Source organism: Rhizobacter sp. Root1221, assembly GCF_001425785.1.
Lineage (GTDB): Bacteria > Pseudomonadota > Gammaproteobacteria > Burkholderiales > Burkholderiaceae_C > Rhizobacter.
The window spans coordinates 37,051-53,296 of the sequence record NZ_LMDI01000003.1; the positions used below are offsets into that span (position 1 = coordinate 37,051).

The following is a 16,246-nucleotide window of genomic DNA, read 5'->3' on the forward strand; positions in this document are numbered from 1 at the left end:
TGATGTGGGTCAGGTGGGGGACGGGACCTTGGCGACCATCTGCGGGTCGCGGAAGGTCTCCTCCTCGCCGTAGCTGCCCCAGGGCTTTTTGAAGACGACCTTCATGCCCTTCGGCGTGAACCGCGTGATGCGCCCGACGGTCATCGTTCGGTAGCCGGTGACAGCGATGGCGACCGAGTCACCGACCGCCAGCTCTTGGCCTGCAACGTCCTTCATCACAGCGCCTTGACTGCAGCGCGGAACTGCGGCTGCAGAGAGAACAGTGAGCGCCACTCCTGCGGCACCCGCGACTCGCAGCCATGCTTCACGGCACGGCGCACCGCACGGTTCGGCCAGGTCACCGGGATGGCCGGGTAGTGGCTGGCGATGAAGCCGGGAATGCCGCGCTGGGCTTGGAACGAATTGCGATCCATGTCAGAACTCCTCGTGATGTTTGGTTGCCGAACCGGAACGGTCCGAGAAAAGGGGCGGTTCGAGCGCACTAAGGTCTGCCTTGAACAGCAGGCCCGTTGCTGGGTCGTAGTCGAGCGGGATGGTCTTGCCAGTGGCTTGACCGGTGTTGCGGTCCTTGAGGACTCGGAAGGTCGTGATGCGGTCGGCCGCTTCCTCGCCTTGGGTGTTGCGCTCCAAGCCGAACATGAAGTGCGCCCACATCCCGATGGCGTTGGAGCCACGGAACTGCGCCTGCTTCACCCGGCCGCCCTCCTCGTGTGACGGCCCGTCCTTGGGGCGCGTCAGGTGGGAGATGAAGTGCAGCATGACCTTCAGCTCCAAGGCCAGCGCGGCCAGCTCTGCCATGAGCTTGTCGAGTGCCTTGCGCTCGTCCTCCTCCTGAGCCACGAGGGCGGTGAGGTGGTCGAGGTAGATGCACTTGCAGCCCAGGCCAACGGCCATGTACCGAATCTTCCCCTTCACGACTTCCCAGTCCGTGGACCCGAAGCTGTCGTAGAAGTGGATGCGGCCGGTGTCGCGCAGCTTCCCGATTGCCTCGCGGCGCTCCTCACGGGTCGCCTTGCCGGGCACATGCAGGACCTTGCCGTCCACCTTGCCAGCGATGCGGCGCAGCGTCTCGACCGGGGGCTGCTCCAGGTAGAGCACACCCACGGCCAGGCCGAGCTTCATCACGTCGAAGGCGATGGACTGCGTGAACCAGTCGGTCTTCCCGATGCCGGTGCCCGCACCGAAGGCGTAGCACTCGCCCTCGCGACGACCGTAGGTCAGCTCCGTGAGGACATCGAGCCACCACGACAGGCCCACTTCAGGGTCCACCTCGGCGGCCTCGGCCAGGTCGTCAATGGACCGGATGCCGTCAGGGCGGTACACCTTGGCGGCCCAGATGGCGTCGATGACCTCGGACCCCCTGCCCGCCTTGAGCATGTCGTTGGGGTCCTTCAGGGGCAGCGAGGCCACCTTGCACTTCCCCGGAGCGAACAGCGGGGCGACATCATCGCGGGCCTCACGGCCAGGCTCGTCGTTGTCGAACATCAGGACCACTTCATCGAACTTGCCGAGCCACTCGATGTTGGCGCGGATGGCCTTCTCGGCCGAGCCGGTGCCCGAGGGGATGCTCACCACAGGCCACTTGTTGCCCTGCAGCTGCGAGACCGACATGGCGTCAATCTCGCCCTCGGTGATGACCACCTTCTTGCCTCCGTCGCGCCACAGGTGTTGGCCGAACAGCTCGAAGGCGAAGCCCTTGGCGTCACCAACCCAGGCAAAGTTCTTCTCCGCATCCCGGGTGTGCTGCGCGACCAGTTCGCCGTCCTTGTAGTACGGGGCGATGTGGACCTTCTTACCATTGCGAACGCCGATTCGGTAGCCGAAGTGCTGGCAGGTTTCCTCGCTGATGCCGCGAGCCCGCAGCGCCTCGACCTCGCCCGTCAAGGGCGTGAAGTCTTGAGCCACAGTGGGCCTCCTTTTCGTGGGAACAGAGCCGTCAGCAGGCTCGTAGTGGTCGCAGCCGAAGCAGAAACCGTGGCCGTCCGTATAGCGAGCGAGGTTGTCCCTCGACCCGCACGCGGGGCATGGCTCCTTGTGCGTGAAGTGGGACTCGTCGGTCACTTCTTGAGGCAGATGAAGCGGAGTTCCTTCGCGCTACCTGCCACGAGCGGTTCGGCTGCCTTGCCAGCGGCCTTACACGCCGCCTCGGAGGTGAATCCCGGGACCGCCTGGACGGTGACGCTGTCACCTTTGGCGAACATGCCGGCGTAGATGTATAGGACGAGGATGAACTCCATCAGAGGACCCCGTCCTTCTTCAGCTTCTCGGCCGTGCGGAAGGACACCTTCGCGTCCGTACCTCGCTCCAGGACGAGGCCGGCGTTGCGCTCGATGGCGCGGCCGACACGGCGGCACACGCGGCTTTCCGGGTTGGTGATGGCGGCCGTGTAGAACGCAGCGGCCATGGTCGTGAAGCGAGCTTGCTTTTCGTTCATGTGGGTCTCCTGTTCAGTCGGCGTTGACGAGTTCGCGGTCGTTGACCCACACGTCATCGATGTTCTTGCCTCGGATGAAGCGGACCAGGGAGGCGTCACGGTTCTTGCCGATGACGCGGGCGGACTTGAGCTTGCGAACCCAATGCGGGAGGCCGATGCCGTAGCCGCGCTTGATCTGCACCAGGTCGTGGACCCCGATGGGGCGGCGCTCGCGGTACTCGCCGTACTGCTTGCCCATCTCGTCGTACTTCAGGACCGTGTCGATTTCCATGCCTTCGTTGCGAAGGTCTTCGATGACCGACGAGAGGCGGGAAATGCTGTAGACCCCGTGGGCCGAGAGCGGGGTGATGGACTTGCCCGCTTCGAGGTGAGCACGGACGCGATTGACTTGGGTGGTCATGTGGGAAATTCCTTGATGAGGGAACGTTGGACGTGAGTAGCCAGCCCGCCCCGTGAGGGGCAGGACGTGGGTCGCCTAAGAAGGACTTGGGAGGTTTAGCGAGGGGTGGGGTTTAGCCCACGAGCGCCTTGATGCGCTTCGCCGTAGCCTGGGCACGGAGAGATTCCGCAGCGGCCTTGTCGGACGCATCGAGCAACAGCTGGGCGCCCTCCTCCTGGGTCTCGGAACGCTGCGCTTCGCGGTCGGCATGCGCCTCCAGGCGCTTCACGGTCTTCGTGAGGGGCGCCGTGATGGACTCGACGGTGGGAGCTATGAAGGAGCGGACGAACGACAGGATGATGTTCACGGCTTGAGGGTTCCGGTTGCGAGCCAATGCTTCACGTCGAAGCTAGGGCACGCCTTGTTGACATGGGAGAAGTCACGATGGCCCTGGATGACCGCCAACGGGTGGTCCTCCTCCAGCTTCGTGAGCAGTTGGTTCAGGCCGTCCATCTGGGCCGGCGTGAAGTTGGGTTCGGGCTTGAGCTTGGCGTCCACGCCACCAACCAGGCAGATGCCCAGAGAGCAGTGGTTCCAGTCCTCGACATGGGCGCCCGGCTGGTTGTCGGGGCGGCCCTTCTCGACCGTGCCATCACGGCGGATCACGTAGTGATAGCCGATGCAGCGGAAGCCACGGTCGCGGTGCATGCGGTCGAGTTCCTTGGCGCCGATGTCTCGGTTGCCAGGAGTTGCCGAGCAGTGGACCGCGATGAACTTCACCTCGGTCAGTGGTTTCGGTCCGGCCATCAGCTGGCCTCGTTCTTCTTCATGGGGGTCTCGGTGAGCCACGCAGGCGGGATGAACTTGTCGGCGTACTTGAAGCCGTTCTTCTCGCACCACATGGCGTAGGTCGTTGGGGAGGTCTTGCTGATGCGTGCTCGGCTGTTGCTGAACACGAACCGGATGTCGAGGTGCGGATGCTGCTTCTGGATCAGCAGGTGCTTCTGGCGGTCATCGGTGAGGAACCGACCTTTCGTCTCGATGACGATGCCGCTGGGGAGAACCCAGTCCGGCGTGTACTTGGCCCTCTTCTCAGGCTTCACGTACTCGATCTTGGACGCCTCGTAGGCAGCATCCACACCGGCAGCGGCGAGCTGGCGAGCAACCTGCTCCTCCAGCCCGCTGCGATAGCCGTGTGCGATGCCGAGGGACTTAGAAGTCCTCGTGGTTCGGGCCATCCGAACCCGTGTCGCTGCCACCCGAGCGGTCTTCGAAGCCACCCGAGGTGGCCTCGCTGTCGCCCTCGTAGCCGTCCTCGCGGGCACCGAAGCCGTAGCTGCCGGCACTGCGGTCACCACCGCCGCTGCTGCGCAGTTCGATGATCTGCACGGCCTTCAGGCGCAGCGAGAGGCCGACCCCGATGGGCATGCTGAACGGACGCAGTTCGCCAGCCACGCACGCCGTTGTGCCGCCCCAGATTTCCGGCGGGTTCTTCAACAGGGCGCCCTTCGCGTCGAAGATGTCCGGCTTCATGGTGACCACCTTGCCGTCCTTCGAGGACTTGAAGCTGGCGGGCATCTTGAAGTTGAACTCGAACTCGTCGGTCTCGTTGCCGTCATCGTCGTAGGCCGGCTTGAAGGGCTTGTCGGCTTCCTTCATCTCAGCCAGGGCCTTCTTCGCCTTGGCCTTCTCGGGCCCGGTCTTGGCGTCCGAGACCTTCTGCTCCAGCTCGGCCTGGGCGATGGGCCAGTACTTCTTCAGCTCGGCCTCGAACTGCTTGATGAGTTTGGCGCTGGCCTCGGCGTCCAGGCGAACCTTGCCCTGGTACTCGCCCTCAGCCTTGAACTTGGTGTCAGGGGCGTTGAGCTTCGGGTACACGAGGGTGCCCGGGTCGGTCATCACCTTGGCGAAGGTCTTCTTGTTCGTCGTCACTTGCGGAATTCCTGTTCGATGTACTGGGAGAGAGCACGAAGCTCGATGGAGTAATGGTCCTCGGCGTGCCGGCGAACCCGGCGGGCCTTGTCGAGCATCTCGCTCGGGTCCAGTTGCAGGCTGCTGCAGACCTCGTGGAAGAGGACGGCGATGCCCATGACCTGCATTGCGGCCGGGCTGTCCTGCGCCCCGCTGAGGGCAGCGTAGGCAGTCTGGATCGTGGAATGGGCGGGGACCATGTTGAGTTGGTCGCGGTTCATCAGCGCATTGGTTCCTTTCTGGTTTGCGTCTGGTTGGTTTAGCGAGGGGTGGGGTTTAGGCACCACCTCGCATCAGCAACCGTCCCGTTTACGGGATCATTAGGCGAAGAAATACTCGGACTGCCTCACTTGAGCCAGCTCCAGGGTGCCCATCGGGGGCAGCTCGGGGAGTTCCTGTCGCAACTCCTCGGGCAGCTGCTCGGCCAGTTGGTCCCTGAACTGTTCGAGGACCGGGTCGCTGTATTGGGCGACGAACGCCTCCCGTAGGTTGTCCCGGAGCTGAGCCGCGAGGCCTGCGTGCACCCCGTAGCTGTCGTGGATCATGGCGAAGTCCTTCATACCGTCCTCGGCACAGAACAGCACCGTGCGCATCAGGTGAGCCGCGTCCAGGCTGTGGACGAAGTTCGGGCTGATGCCCAGGGACTGCTTGCGCGTGTTCAGCTTGTCGCCATCCTTGACGATGTGGAAGCGGAGGCGGCGCCCCAGCACGACGAAGTCCATCTCCTCGCCCACGTCCTGCCGGTAGTCCTGCACCGCCAGGAAGCCGGCCGGGGTCACCCAGCGCACCGGCAGATCGTTGGACGCAGCCACCTTGGCCGCCTCGCGGAGCCAGTCCATCGCCCGTCGAGCGGCCACCACCACGTTGCCGATGGCCTCGTAGTTGCACGCGGCGAGGTAGCTGGCGTCGATGGACCGGTGCTGCGCTTCGCTCTCCTTCAGCTCGCCGAACAGCTGGTCGCGCATGCCACGGCGGGTGACCCCGTAAGGGACCGTCATGGTGTTGCGCTTGGCGTGCTTGCGGGACATCTTCCCGACCCAGCGCTGGGCTACCTCATGGTTCTCCGACTCGGGGTCTGCCGCGTCCCGGTCGATGATGACCTGGGCAGCCCGTGCTACCTCGCTGTAGATGTCGGCTGGCTTGTGGTTGGGCATCAGGCCGGTCGCAGCGCCACCAACCTCGTCGCGCAGCATCGCGCTGAAGTTCTGGAGCCCGTTGCAACTGCCATCGAAGGCGACCGCAATGTGGCTCTCGAACTCCCCTTCTGCTCCGCCTGCATCGACGTGCGACTGGAGCCGCGCCCACTCGTGGCAGAAGGCCAGGAAAACGAACGGGCTGTCGGCCTCCATCCAGAATGTTGCTGATCCGGGACGATTGGCCGAATCGAGGATGTCATCGGCATGCGCCTCCACCCAATCGATGCGTTCCTGGAAGCTGACCTTGTCCACGCCGAAGCTGTTGGCCCCGTGGATGGCGAGCCAGTAGGCACCCTCCTCTCCCAGTGGGTGCCCCTTCGTGAACCGCAGGAGGCCCTTGGCGAGGTCATCGCCCTGTGGCGTGAGTGACGGGCCCACCGGGTACATCCGTCCGCGCCAGTCGAGGTTGTAGACGTAATGGAAGCGGTTGCCCTTCTCCATCATCAACTCGGCCATCCAGAGCTTGTCCACTACCTGGCGGCGCTTGGATTCGGTCTTGGCGTTCAGCTCCCAGACCTTCGCAGCCTCCACCTTCCACGCGTGCAACACCTCACGGTTGGGCTCCTCACCCTCGGCCCAGGACCGGGACGGCAGTTCGACCTTCTCGCGGCTGGGCAGACCGGCGTCCGCACGGTTGTTTTCCCAGAGCATGCGGGCCACCGCGAAGGTGTCCGGGTTGATGGACCACTCGGTCGCCTGGAGCGCGTTCACGCTCGCGTAGACCCATGGCATGTCCCACTCCTTCAGTTCCGTCAGGTAGCCCTTGTTGCGAGTCTTCACGAGCGGCTGGCGCAGGCGGTGCGACAGGAAGCCGCCGTTGAACGGGTTCGTCCAGTCGCGGGGCGGGCACACCATCGGCATGCGGACCGGGTTGAGCAGCTCGCAGCGCGCGTGCGACTCCTCCAACCACATCCGGCAGGACTCGGTGGGGCGGACCACAGTCTGCGTCTTCCCCTTGCCGATGGCGACCGTTTCGACAGCCACGAGGCCCGTGCTCTCTGCGAACATCATCAGCAGCAGCGAGCCCACCCGGGTGCGAACACCATCGTCCCACTGCACCACCTTCACGTCGGCCAGCTCGCCACCCTTTCGGATGAACAGGGCCTTGTTCCGGTCAGCGGACATACCGGCCATGCGCTTGACCATCTTCGCGCCGAGCTTCGGGTTGGCCTTGAGGATGGCGTCGATGTTCAGGTGGCCCTCCAGGGACATTGCCAGGGACAGCGCAACGCGACCCATCGGGGGACGGTCCGCGAGCTGCCCAAGGGCGCCCTGTGCGGTCAGCCACGCGCACGCTGCCACGTCGAGCTGGTTGATGAAGTGGTACAGGCTCGCGCTGCGTGCAGCGAGGCCCTGACCCGTCTTCTCCAGCCACGCGGCCAGAGCTTCCTCCATTGGCTTGAGGGCAGCCTTCATGAGCTGCTGGCCGGCAGGCACAGCGGTGTCGCCGCCATCCTCCAACGCCTTGCGGTAGCGGGCGATGCCCATTTCAACGGACAGGTTCTCCAGCTCGTGCTGGGCTTCGATGCGAGCGGTCAAGGACAGGTTCATGTTGCTCTCTTGTGGTGTTGCTGGAAGGACCCCTTGAGGTGCTGCCTTAAGGGGAGAAGGAGGGGCCACCTCCCCGAGGGGTGGGGTTTAGGCCCCGCTTTGGTTGCCGATACGGGACGATTGGCGCGGACTACTGCCCACTCAGCGCACTGCGCCAGGGGGCCTGTTGGACTTGGTGCCACGGTGGTGCCACCAAGGGTGTCCAGGTCAAATCATCGAGGGGTGGGGTTTAGTCACACATCAATCCCATAAATCGGATTGTTGCACATACGGGACGTTTAGTCAGCACTGGTGCCAGGGAATTTCGCGTGGAAGTTGGCACCACTTCTGGCACCACATGGCACCGGAGGCACCAGCGGCATCGCCAATAGGGGCGTCACTTTGGGCGTGTTTAATGCAGCGCTTCACAGCGCGAACTGGCACCAAAGGTGGCACCAGAAACGAGAAAGCCGGTAGCAACTTAGTGGTCGCTACCGGCTTATCGTCGAGATTTTATGGTGGGCCCTGAGTGACTCGAACACTCGACAACTTTGAAGCAGCACCCGTGAAGGTGGTGGGTTGTGCGGGGCTCGAACCCACGACCTACGGATTAARAGTCCGCTGCTCTACCAACTGAGCTAACAACCCGCAAGCCCACGATTATACGGTGGTAGTTTCTTGTTGGTCAAGCCTTGTTGGCAAGCCAGCATTGTACCGCTTCTGATGCTGCAACCAAACCGAAAGTTGCAGTGACCGTCACGGCCGAACCGTAGCCATGGCAGTTGAGGTTGCTGTCGATGTCCGCGCCTTCGGTGGCACACACCTCGGGCAGCGTGACCTGCTCGCGCGAGAACACGCAGCGCACGCCCATCGACCCGGTGCGTGCCGCGCCATGCTGCTTGCGCAGACGCTGGCGCATCGAGGCGAGAAGCGGGTCGTGCGTGGTGGCGGCCAGGTCATCCACCTCGACGGCCTGCGGCTTGCGCTTGCCGCCGGCCGCGCCCACGGTGACAAACGGCGTGCGCGTGTCGCGCGCCCAGGCCGCCATGGCCACCTTCGCGTGCACCTGGTCGCAGGCGTCGACCAGCACATCGATGTCGCGGGTCAGCAGCGCGGGCCAGTTGTCGGGTGACACGAAGTCGTCGACGAGGTGGATGTGGCAGCCCGGGTGGATGTCGGCGAAACGCGCGCGCAGGGCCTCGCCCTTCGACTGCCCCACGGTGGCGCCCACGGCCTGCACCTGGCGGTTGATGTTCGACTCGGCCACGTGGTCCATGTCGATCAGCACGAGTTCGGCCACCCCGCTCCGGGCAAGCGCCTCGGCCGCCCAGGACCCCACGCCACCCAGCCCCACGACGCACACGCGCAACGCGCGCAGCCGCGTGTAGCCGGCCTCGCCGTAGAGGCGGCGCAGGCCGCCGAAACGGCGCTCGAGGTCGGCGTCCATGCGCGGGTTCGGCTCAGCTCAGCGCAGCGACGCCAGCCGTTCCTTGGCCGCCACGGCGGCTTCGGACTTCGGGTACGTCTTGAGCAGTTCCTCGAGCGTGCGGCGGGCGGCCTTGGTGTCCTTCAGGTCGCTCTGCGAGTTGGCCACCGACAGCAGCGCTTCCGGCGCACGCGGGTGGTCGGGCGCGCGGGACACGAACGAGCGGAACGCCGTGATGGATTCCTTGAAGTCGCGCTTGCCGTACTGCGCATTGCCGAGCCAGAACAGCGCCGACGGCGCGTAACCGCTCGCCGGATAGCGGCGCTGGAACGACGACAGCAAGTCGGCGGCCTCGGCGAAGCTGCCCTTGCGCAACACGTTCATGGCCTCCTCGTAGAGGCGGGTCTCCTCCGGCTCGGCCAGGAATTCCCGGCCGTCGACGGAGACGGTCTGCGGTTCGAGCTTGCGGATGCGGTCATCGACCCCTTGGCGGATGTCCTTCTGGACACGCTGCAGGTCGGAGACGTCGCGGGCGAGCTGTTCGCTCTGCCCGCGCAGCCGCGCGTTGTCGGCGCGTGCTTCTTCCAGCTGGCGGTTCAGGTCGAGCAGGCTGCGTTGCAGGTGCGCGATCTGCTCGGCGGTGGCCTTCGAATCGGCATCCGCCTTGTCCTTGAGCTGGGCCACCACGGTGCGCAAGTCGATGATGGCCTTGCGCGCCTCGGTGTCGTCAAAGAGCGCCGCTTGCGCGGGCGCGGAAATCAGTGCACCGAACGCCAGGGCCACGGCCACGGCCCCGTGTCGAATGAAAGAGGTCATGGCCCTGTCCTTCGTTCCAGTGCGTGTGGATCAGCGGCTGACCAGTTCGGCGCGGCGGTTCTTCGCGTAGGCGGCTTCGTCGCTGCCTTGCACGGCCGGACGCTCCTTGCCGAAGCTGACGGCTTCGACCTGCGATTCCGTGGCGCCGAGCAGCGTCAGGGACTTCAGGACGGCTTGCGCACGCTTCTGGCCGAGGGCGAGGTTGTACTCGCTGCCGCCGCGTTCGTCGGTGTGGCCTTCGACCGTGACCTTCTTCGCCTTGTTGGCGGTGAGCGTCTTGGCCTGGGCTTCGATGACCGAGCGGTACTCGTCCTTCACGACGTAGCTGTCGTAGTCGAAGTACACGATGCGGCCCGAGGCGTTGTCGGCGTTGTTGCCCTTGGTCAGGTCAACGCTGGCGACGGGGGAGTCGGTCACCGGCTTGCTGTTGGCGTTGTTGGTGACGGGCGAGCGTGTCTCGACCTGGGCGTTCTTGCTGTCGTCGAGCTTGACGTCCGACGCGCAGCCGGCGATGAAGAGGGAGGCAATGGCGACGAGGCCGGCAAGTTTCGAGTTGATCATGATGTAGATATCTCCAGGGACAGGGAAAAGAGACGGCAGGTCAGCGGCCGAACGGGCCCCACACGGGTTCGCGGTAGTCGCCCGTGGTGGAAGCCAGCTTGGATTTGACCTTGCCGTCAAGGGTGGTGGTCATCAGCACGTCGCGCCCTTGCGAGCGGGTGGCGTACAGGATCAACCGCCCGTTCGGCGCGAAGCTCGGACTTTCGTCGTCGCTCGAATCGGTCAACGCCCGGGCCGAGCCCGGATCGGGGTTGGTCAGGTCGGCCAGGTACACCCGGAACGCACCGCCTTGCCTCGAAATGTAGGCGAGGTAGCGGCCGTCCGGGCTGATGGCCGGGCTGATGTTGTAGTTGCCGGTGAAGCTCACGCGGGTGGCCGGCCCACCGGACACGGGGGTGCGGTAGATCTGCGGGCCACCCCCGCGGTCGCTCACGAACAGCAGGTTCTTGCCGTCGGGCGTGAACACAGCCTCGGTGTCGATGGAGGGGCTGTTGGTGATGCGGCGCGGGTTCTCGCCGTTGCTGCCGATGATGTACAGCTGGGAGCCGCCGTCGCGGGTCAGCGTCACGGCCAGCGAGCCGCCGTCGGGCGACCAGGCCGGCGCGCTGTTGGACCCGCGGAACGCCGCGATCTCGCGCCGCGCCCCCGTGGCCACCACCTGGGCGTACACGACCGCCTTCTGGCGTTCCTGGAACGACACGAAGGCGAGCTCCTTGCCGAGGGGCGACCAGGCCGGCGAGATGATGGGGTCGTTGGAGCCGATCAGCAGCTGGGCGTTTTCACCGTCTGAATCGGCGACCCGCAGCACGTGGTTGCGGCCCTTGCGATCGACGAAGGCGATTCGGGTGGCAAACACCCCTTTCTCGCCGGTGACGAGTTCATAGATGTAGTCGGCCAGGCGGTGCGCGCCCACGCGCAGATCGGCTGGGGCCACGACGAATGCCTGCCCGCCCAGTTCCTTGTTGCGGACCACGTCCCACAGCTTGGCGCGCAGGTCGAAGCGGCCGTCGGCGAGGCGCATGACGGATCCGCCCACCAGCAGGTCGGCCGTCTTGGAGCGCCACTCGGCCATGTTGGGCTGGGACGTTTCATCGAGCACGGCCACGGTGTCGATGCCGCGAAAGACCCCGATGCGCTCCAGGTCGGCCCGGATGATGGCCGACACGGGATGGGGCACCTTGTCCTCGTCCCGGAATCTCGGGATCGCGATGGGGATCTGGGTGGCGCCGACGCCCGAGATTTCGACGCGGAACTGGGCCTGGGCGGAGCCCACGGCCAAGCCCAGTGCGGTGGCGGCGGAGAAAGTGCGGCGGTTCATCAACATGAAGGTTCCAGACCTCTCTTTGTCAGCTTGGTTCAATGGAATGCCCGAGCTGGCCGCTCAGGATTCCCATTTTCAGATAGCGGTAGTACGTGCCCTCGGCGATGTACATCGCCAGCACGAAGCCGAGTTTCCCGTCGAGGAAACCACGGCGCATCACATAGCTGCGCAGGAATGCCCACACGCCGTGGGACAGCGCCGCCCCCAGGCCGCCGCGCTTGCCGCCGCGCACCTTGTCGATGGCACGGCCCCGACTGTACCGGTTCATCTTGTCGATGGCGTCATCGAGGGACGGCATCGTCTCATGAAGCAGGTGCCCCTGCAGCCGGGCCGTGGGGCCATCGACCACGACGCGCTCGTGCACCTGGTCGTCGGTGAACCGCCCGCTGTCGCGGCGGAACAGCCGCAGCACCCGGTCGGGGTACCAGTCGCCATGGTGCATCCACTGGCCACAGAAGCGGGAAAGGCGGCTCAGCTCGAAGCCAAGGGCCGCCCCGCCCTGCCCCGCCACCACGGCCTGGATGCGCGCGGCCAGCTCGGGCGAAACGCGTTCGTCGGCGTCGAGGCTCAACACCCAGTCGCCGGTGGCCAGCGCCAGGGCCTTGTTCTTTTGCGGGCCGAAGCCCGGCCAGCCGTCGCTGCGCACCACCCGCGCGCCCAACGATTCAGCCAGTTCGCGGGTGTTGTCGGTGCTGCCCGAGTCCACCACGACCCACTCGTCGGCGAACGCCACACTCTTCAGGCAGTCGACGATGTTCGCGCCTTCGTTGTGCGTGATCAGGGTGACCGAGAGGGAAATACGGGGCATGTACGGCGGTTGGGACCGGTGCGGTGAACCCGTGATTGTAGGCAAGCCGGACGGCGCCGTCGTTTCTCCGGCCGGCGGGACCGCAAGGCGTTGGATAATCCCCCCCGCATGAACACGCCAGAACTCACCCTCAAGACCCGCATCGCCCGCCTGGCGCCGTACTTCGCGAACAGCCGCCGCGGGTTCATCCTGATGATCATCGGGTCGCTCGTGGGGGCAGCCACCGAACCCCTGGTGCCGGCGTTGATGAAACCCCTCTTCGACAACGGGTTCAGCGGGGCCACGTTCCCGCTGTGGATGGTGCCGGTGGCCATCATCGGCACGTTCGCGTTGCGCGGTGTTGCCGGCCTGGTGGCCCAGTACGGCCTCTCCTGGGCCGCGAACCGCGGCACGCAGGAGATGCGTGAAGTGATGTTCCGCCGCATGCTGAAGGCCGAACCCTCGCTGTTCGGCAAGAACACCGCCAGCAGCCTGACCAACATGCTGACCTACGAGGTGCAGACCGGCTCCACGCTGCTGGTGGGTTCGCTGATGACGCTGGTGCGCGACTCCTTCACCGTGCTTGCCCTCTTCGCGTACCTGATCTACGTGAACTGGGCGCTGACCCTGTTCGTCGCGGTGCTGTTCCCGCTCACCGCGGTGGTGATGCGCAAGCTGAGCAAGCGCCTGCACCGCCTCACCATCGAAGGCCGCAAGGCCACCGACCAGCTCGCCTACGTGGTCGAGGAGAACGTGCTCGCCTGGCGCATCGTGCGGCTGCATGGTGCCGAGAACGTGCAGGCGTCGCGTTTCGACGGAGTCAGTGACGTGTTGCGCCGCCTGTCGCTGAAATCGGCGATGGCCGGCGCCACGATGACCCCCATCACGCAGATGATCGCGGCCTGTTCGCTGTCGGCCGTGGTCGTGGCCGCCTTGTGGCAAGGGGGCAGCCAGGGCACCTTCGTGTCGTTCATCACCTGCATGCTGATGCTGCTGGCGCCCATCAAGCACCTGTCTGACGTGGCTGCACCCATCACGCGCGGCCTGGCCTCGCTGGAACGCGGCGTGGCGCTGATCAACGAGGTGCCCATGGAACACGGCGGCACGCACGACCCGGGCCGCGCCCTCGGCAAGGTCGAACTGCGCGACGTGACCCTGCAGTACAAGACGGACCAGCAGCCTGCCCTGGCTGGCCTGACCTTCACCATCGAGGCCGGCGAAACGGTGGCGCTGGTGGGGCCGTCCGGCGCCGGCAAGTCCACCCTCGTCAACCTGCTGCCCCGGTTCCTCGAACCCACGAGCGGCACCGTGCTGCTCGACGACCAGCCGCTGCAAGAATGGCGGGTCGACGCGCTGCGCCGGCAGTTCGCCCTCGTGAGCCAGGACGTCGTGCTCTTCAACGACACCATGGCCGCCAACGTGGCACTCGGCACCGCGACCAACGTGCCGGTGGACCGGGCCGCGGTCAAGGAAGCGCTTCGCGCCGCCAACCTCCTGGACTTCGCCGAAGGCCTGCCGCAGGGCCTCGACACGCTCGTGGGCCACAACGGCAGCCAGTTGTCCGGCGGCCAGCGCCAGCGTCTCGCCATTGCCCGGGCCATCTACAAGAATGCCCCCATCCTGATCCTCGACGAGGCCACGTCGGCCCTCGACTCCGAGTCGGAACGGCTCGTGCAGGAGGCCCTGGAGGCCCTCATGAAGGGCCGCACCAGCATCGTCATCGCGCACCGCCTGTCCACCATCAAATCGGCCGACCGCGTGCTCGTGCTGGAAGAAGGCCGCGTGATCGAACAAGGCACCCACGCCGAGCTGCTCGCGCAGGGTGGCCTGTTCGCACACCTCCACTCGCTGCAGTTCCGCCACTGACCGCGAACGACCGAATGACCTCACGCGCCACCGCGGACATCACGCCGGTCCTCGTGACCTACAACAGCGCCGGGATCCTCGGGTGGTCCCTGCCCTCGCTCTCGCGTTTCGACGACGTGGTCATCGTCGACAACCAGAGCCATGACGCCACCGCGGACATCGCCCGGTCGCTGCTGCCGCAGGCCCGCGTCATCCGGGCCGGCGGCAACCTCGGCTTCGGCCGCGCCAACAACCTCGGCATCGCCCAGGTGCGCACGCGGTATGCGCTGCTCATCAACCCCGACGCCCAGTTGCAGGACGGGGCCATCGAAGCACTGCACGCCGCCGCACGGCGCTACCCCGAAGCGGCCATCCTGGCGCCGGTGCTGTACGACGAGCCCGGCGTGGTGGGCGACTTCTTCCGCGGTCCGTTCCACGTGCGCCAGCACGGCCCCAGGGTGACGCCCGAGGGCGACCTCTGCGCCGAATTCGTCACCGGCGCCGCCATGCTGCTGAACCTCGACGCCATGCGCGGCATCGGGTTCTTCGACCCATGGTTCTTCCTGTACTTCGAGGACGACGACCTCTGCATGCGCGTGCGGCGGGCCGGCCGGCCCATCCTGGTGGTGCATGACGCCGCCATGCTCCACCGCACGCGGCAATCGAGCACGCCATCGGCCCGCACCACGCTGCGCCGCGTCTACTGCATGACGCTGTCGAAGTTCTACATCACGCGGAAGTACTTCGGCACGGCCGCCTGCATCGGCCTCGTGCTGCGCGTGGGCCTCGGCAGCCTCCTGACGCTGCCACTGCAGCTCCTCGCGCCGCGCAAGGAACGGCTGCTGCGCCACGTGGCCCGCATCGGCGCGGCGCTGGGCGCCTGGCGGCACCTGTCGCGCGCCCATTGCTTCGAACCGGCGGACTGACGATGACCACCCGCCCCGATTCCGGACCGGGCCCCGCCCCGCTCGCAAGCGTGCTGTTCCTGGCGTTCAACCAGGAGACCACCGTGCGTGGCGCGGTGGCGTCCATCCTTGCCCAGGCCGGCCCGCCCATCGACATCATCCTGTCCGACGACGCGTCCACCGACGGTACCTTCGAGGCGATGGCCGAGGCCGCCCGCGGGTACACCGGCCCGCACCACGTCACGCTGCGCCGCAACCCCGCCAACGTGGGCATCGGTGAACACCTGAACCGCCTCGTCGCCGCGAGCCGGGGCGAGCTGCTGTTCGTGGCCGCCGGCGACGACGAATCGGAACCGCGCCGCGTCGAGACGGTGCTTCGGGCGTGGCAGGCCGGCGGGTGCCGGGCCGACCTCGTCGCCTCGCACCTGACCGACATGGACGTCGGCGGCGGCCTGCACGGCCCGCTGGCCGTGGACGACCTCTCGCGCTGGCGCACGGCGGACGACTGGGTGGCACGACGGCCCCACGTCATCGGTGCCGGCCACGCCTGGACCCGGCGTGTCTTCGACCACTTCGGCCCCTTCGAACCCGACACGGCCTACGAAGACCAGGTCATGGCCTTTCGGGCCCTGGCGAGCGGCGGGGGCATCACGGTCGAGGAGCCGCTGGTGCGGTATCGGCGTGGGGGGGTCTCCGCGAAGGAACAGGCGCCGTCCAATGCACAGCGCGCACGCCGGTTGGCCGTGCAGAATCGCCGCCACTTGGCGGAGATCCGCCAGTTGATGAAGGACGCCGCACGCACCGCCTGGGCGCCACGCGTCACCAGGCCGCTCCAGGCGGAATGGCGCAAGCAGGCGTACATCGAGGCGTTGCTGTCGGCGGGCAGCGCGAGGGCCCTCGTCAGCACGTTCATGAGCGGGTCCGGGGTGCCGCCCGCGTGGCGTTTGCGCAAGTTCTGGGCAGCGCTCCGGCTCGGTGCCTGGCGCCACGGTGCGGAAGCCCGCACCGGGCGCTGAGAGACCGAGACCGGCCGGAGGTGGCTTGCCCACAAGTGATAATCCACCCCCATTGCCCC

General features: G+C 66.2%; 20 protein-coding genes and 1 tRNA gene. 3 read left to right on the forward strand and 18 right to left on the reverse strand.

Annotated features, from left to right (window positions below; all coding sequences use genetic code 11):
- Window positions 1-9: 9 nt before the first annotated feature.
- The 18 genes from ASC87_RS03170 to ASC87_RS03255 form a co-directional block, all read right to left on the reverse strand.
- Window positions 10-216 carry a hypothetical protein gene (locus tag ASC87_RS03170; protein ID WP_056656561.1) on the reverse strand — a complete coding sequence of 69 codons (207 nt, stop codon included), beginning with the start codon at window positions 214-216 and terminating at the stop codon, window positions 10-12.
- Entirely contained in the window at window positions 216-413 is a 198-nt protein-coding gene (locus tag ASC87_RS03175) for a hypothetical protein (RefSeq protein WP_056656564.1), read from the reverse strand. The genes ASC87_RS03170 and ASC87_RS03175 overlap by 1 nt, the downstream gene beginning before the upstream one ends.
- A gap of 1 nt (window position 414) precedes the next feature.
- Complete coding sequence (locus ASC87_RS03180) at window positions 415-1,905, reverse strand: toprim domain-containing protein (RefSeq protein ID WP_200954289.1); 1,491 nt, start codon at window positions 1,903-1,905, stop codon at window positions 415-417.
- 152 nt (window positions 1,906-2,057) lie between these two features.
- Window positions 2,058-2,237, reverse strand: coding sequence for a hypothetical protein (locus ASC87_RS03185; protein WP_056656568.1), 180 nt, complete (start codon window positions 2,235-2,237; stop codon window positions 2,058-2,060).
- Window positions 2,237-2,434: a hypothetical protein gene (locus tag ASC87_RS03190; RefSeq protein ID WP_056656571.1), complete on the reverse strand. Its 198-nt coding sequence runs from the start codon at window positions 2,432-2,434 to the stop codon at window positions 2,237-2,239. The genes ASC87_RS03185 and ASC87_RS03190 overlap by 1 nt, the downstream gene beginning before the upstream one ends.
- A 13-nt stretch (window positions 2,435-2,447) precedes the next feature.
- Window positions 2,448-2,834, reverse strand: a complete 387-nt coding sequence (locus ASC87_RS03195) for a helix-turn-helix domain-containing protein (RefSeq protein ID WP_056656574.1) — start codon at window positions 2,832-2,834, stop codon at window positions 2,448-2,450.
- Between the two features lie 112 nt (window positions 2,835-2,946).
- Window positions 2,947-3,180 carry a hypothetical protein gene (locus tag ASC87_RS03200; protein ID WP_056656578.1) on the reverse strand — a complete coding sequence of 78 codons (234 nt, stop codon included), beginning with the start codon at window positions 3,178-3,180 and terminating at the stop codon, window positions 2,947-2,949.
- Window positions 3,177-3,620, reverse strand: a complete 444-nt coding sequence (locus ASC87_RS03205; RefSeq protein ID WP_056656581.1) for an N-acetylmuramoyl-L-alanine amidase — start codon at window positions 3,618-3,620, stop codon at window positions 3,177-3,179. Before ASC87_RS03205 ends, ASC87_RS03200 begins: the two co-directional genes overlap by 4 nt.
- A complete protein-coding gene (locus tag ASC87_RS03210; RefSeq protein WP_056656584.1) occupies window positions 3,620-4,051 on the reverse strand; it encodes a hypothetical protein in 432 nt (143 codons plus the stop codon). The genes ASC87_RS03205 and ASC87_RS03210 overlap by 1 nt, the downstream gene beginning before the upstream one ends.
- Complete coding sequence (locus ASC87_RS03215; protein ID WP_056656587.1) at window positions 4,026-4,745, reverse strand: hypothetical protein; 720 nt, start codon at window positions 4,743-4,745, stop codon at window positions 4,026-4,028. The genes ASC87_RS03210 and ASC87_RS03215 overlap by 26 nt, the downstream gene beginning before the upstream one ends.
- Entirely contained in the window at window positions 4,742-5,005 is a 264-nt protein-coding gene (locus tag ASC87_RS03220; protein WP_056656590.1) for a hypothetical protein, read from the reverse strand. The genes ASC87_RS03215 and ASC87_RS03220 overlap by 4 nt, the downstream gene beginning before the upstream one ends.
- Before the next feature lie 99 nt (window positions 5,006-5,104).
- A complete protein-coding gene (locus tag ASC87_RS03225) occupies window positions 5,105-7,531 on the reverse strand; it encodes a DNA-directed RNA polymerase (RefSeq protein ID WP_056656595.1) in 2,427 nt (808 codons plus the stop codon).
- Window positions 7,532-8,082: 551 nt separating this feature from the next.
- Window positions 8,083-8,158, reverse strand: a tRNA-Lys gene (locus ASC87_RS03230).
- A 37-nt stretch (window positions 8,159-8,195) separates the two neighbouring features.
- Window positions 8,196-8,957: a ThiF family adenylyltransferase gene (locus ASC87_RS03235; protein WP_056656598.1), complete on the reverse strand. Its 762-nt coding sequence runs from the start codon at window positions 8,955-8,957 to the stop codon at window positions 8,196-8,198.
- Between the two features lie 18 nt (window positions 8,958-8,975).
- Window positions 8,976-9,752, reverse strand: coding sequence for a tol-pal system protein YbgF (ybgF, locus tag ASC87_RS03240; protein ID WP_200954290.1), 777 nt, complete (start codon window positions 9,750-9,752; stop codon window positions 8,976-8,978).
- Between the two features lie 30 nt (window positions 9,753-9,782).
- Window positions 9,783-10,313 carry a peptidoglycan-associated lipoprotein Pal gene (pal, locus tag ASC87_RS03245; RefSeq protein ID WP_056656601.1) on the reverse strand — a complete coding sequence of 177 codons (531 nt, stop codon included), beginning with the start codon at window positions 10,311-10,313 and terminating at the stop codon, window positions 9,783-9,785.
- 40 nt (window positions 10,314-10,353) lie between these two features.
- A complete protein-coding gene (tolB, locus tag ASC87_RS03250; RefSeq protein ID WP_056656604.1) occupies window positions 10,354-11,637 on the reverse strand; it encodes a Tol-Pal system beta propeller repeat protein TolB in 1,284 nt (427 codons plus the stop codon).
- Between the two features lie 22 nt (window positions 11,638-11,659).
- A complete protein-coding gene (locus ASC87_RS03255) occupies window positions 11,660-12,433 on the reverse strand; it encodes a glycosyltransferase family 2 protein (RefSeq protein WP_056656951.1) in 774 nt (257 codons plus the stop codon).
- 117 nt (window positions 12,434-12,550) lie between these two features.
- Here ASC87_RS03255 and msbA point away from each other — a divergent pair, with 117 nt between their 5' ends.
- The 3 genes from msbA to ASC87_RS03270 are packed head-to-tail and all read left to right on the forward strand — an operon-like array spanning window position 12,551 to window position 16,187.
- The gene (gene msbA, locus ASC87_RS03260) at window positions 12,551-14,287 is read left to right on the forward strand and encodes a lipid A export permease/ATP-binding protein MsbA (RefSeq protein ID WP_056656607.1); all 1,737 of its coding nucleotides are present in this window, start codon (window positions 12,551-12,553) and stop codon (window positions 14,285-14,287) included.
- Between the two features lie 14 nt (window positions 14,288-14,301).
- Window positions 14,302-15,192, forward strand: coding sequence for a glycosyltransferase family 2 protein (locus ASC87_RS03265; RefSeq protein ID WP_056656610.1), 891 nt, complete (start codon window positions 14,302-14,304; stop codon window positions 15,190-15,192).
- A gap of 2 nt (window positions 15,193-15,194) precedes the next feature.
- A complete protein-coding gene (locus ASC87_RS03270; protein WP_056656613.1) occupies window positions 15,195-16,187 on the forward strand; it encodes a glycosyltransferase family 2 protein in 993 nt (330 codons plus the stop codon).
- Window positions 16,188-16,246 lie beyond the last annotated feature (59 nt).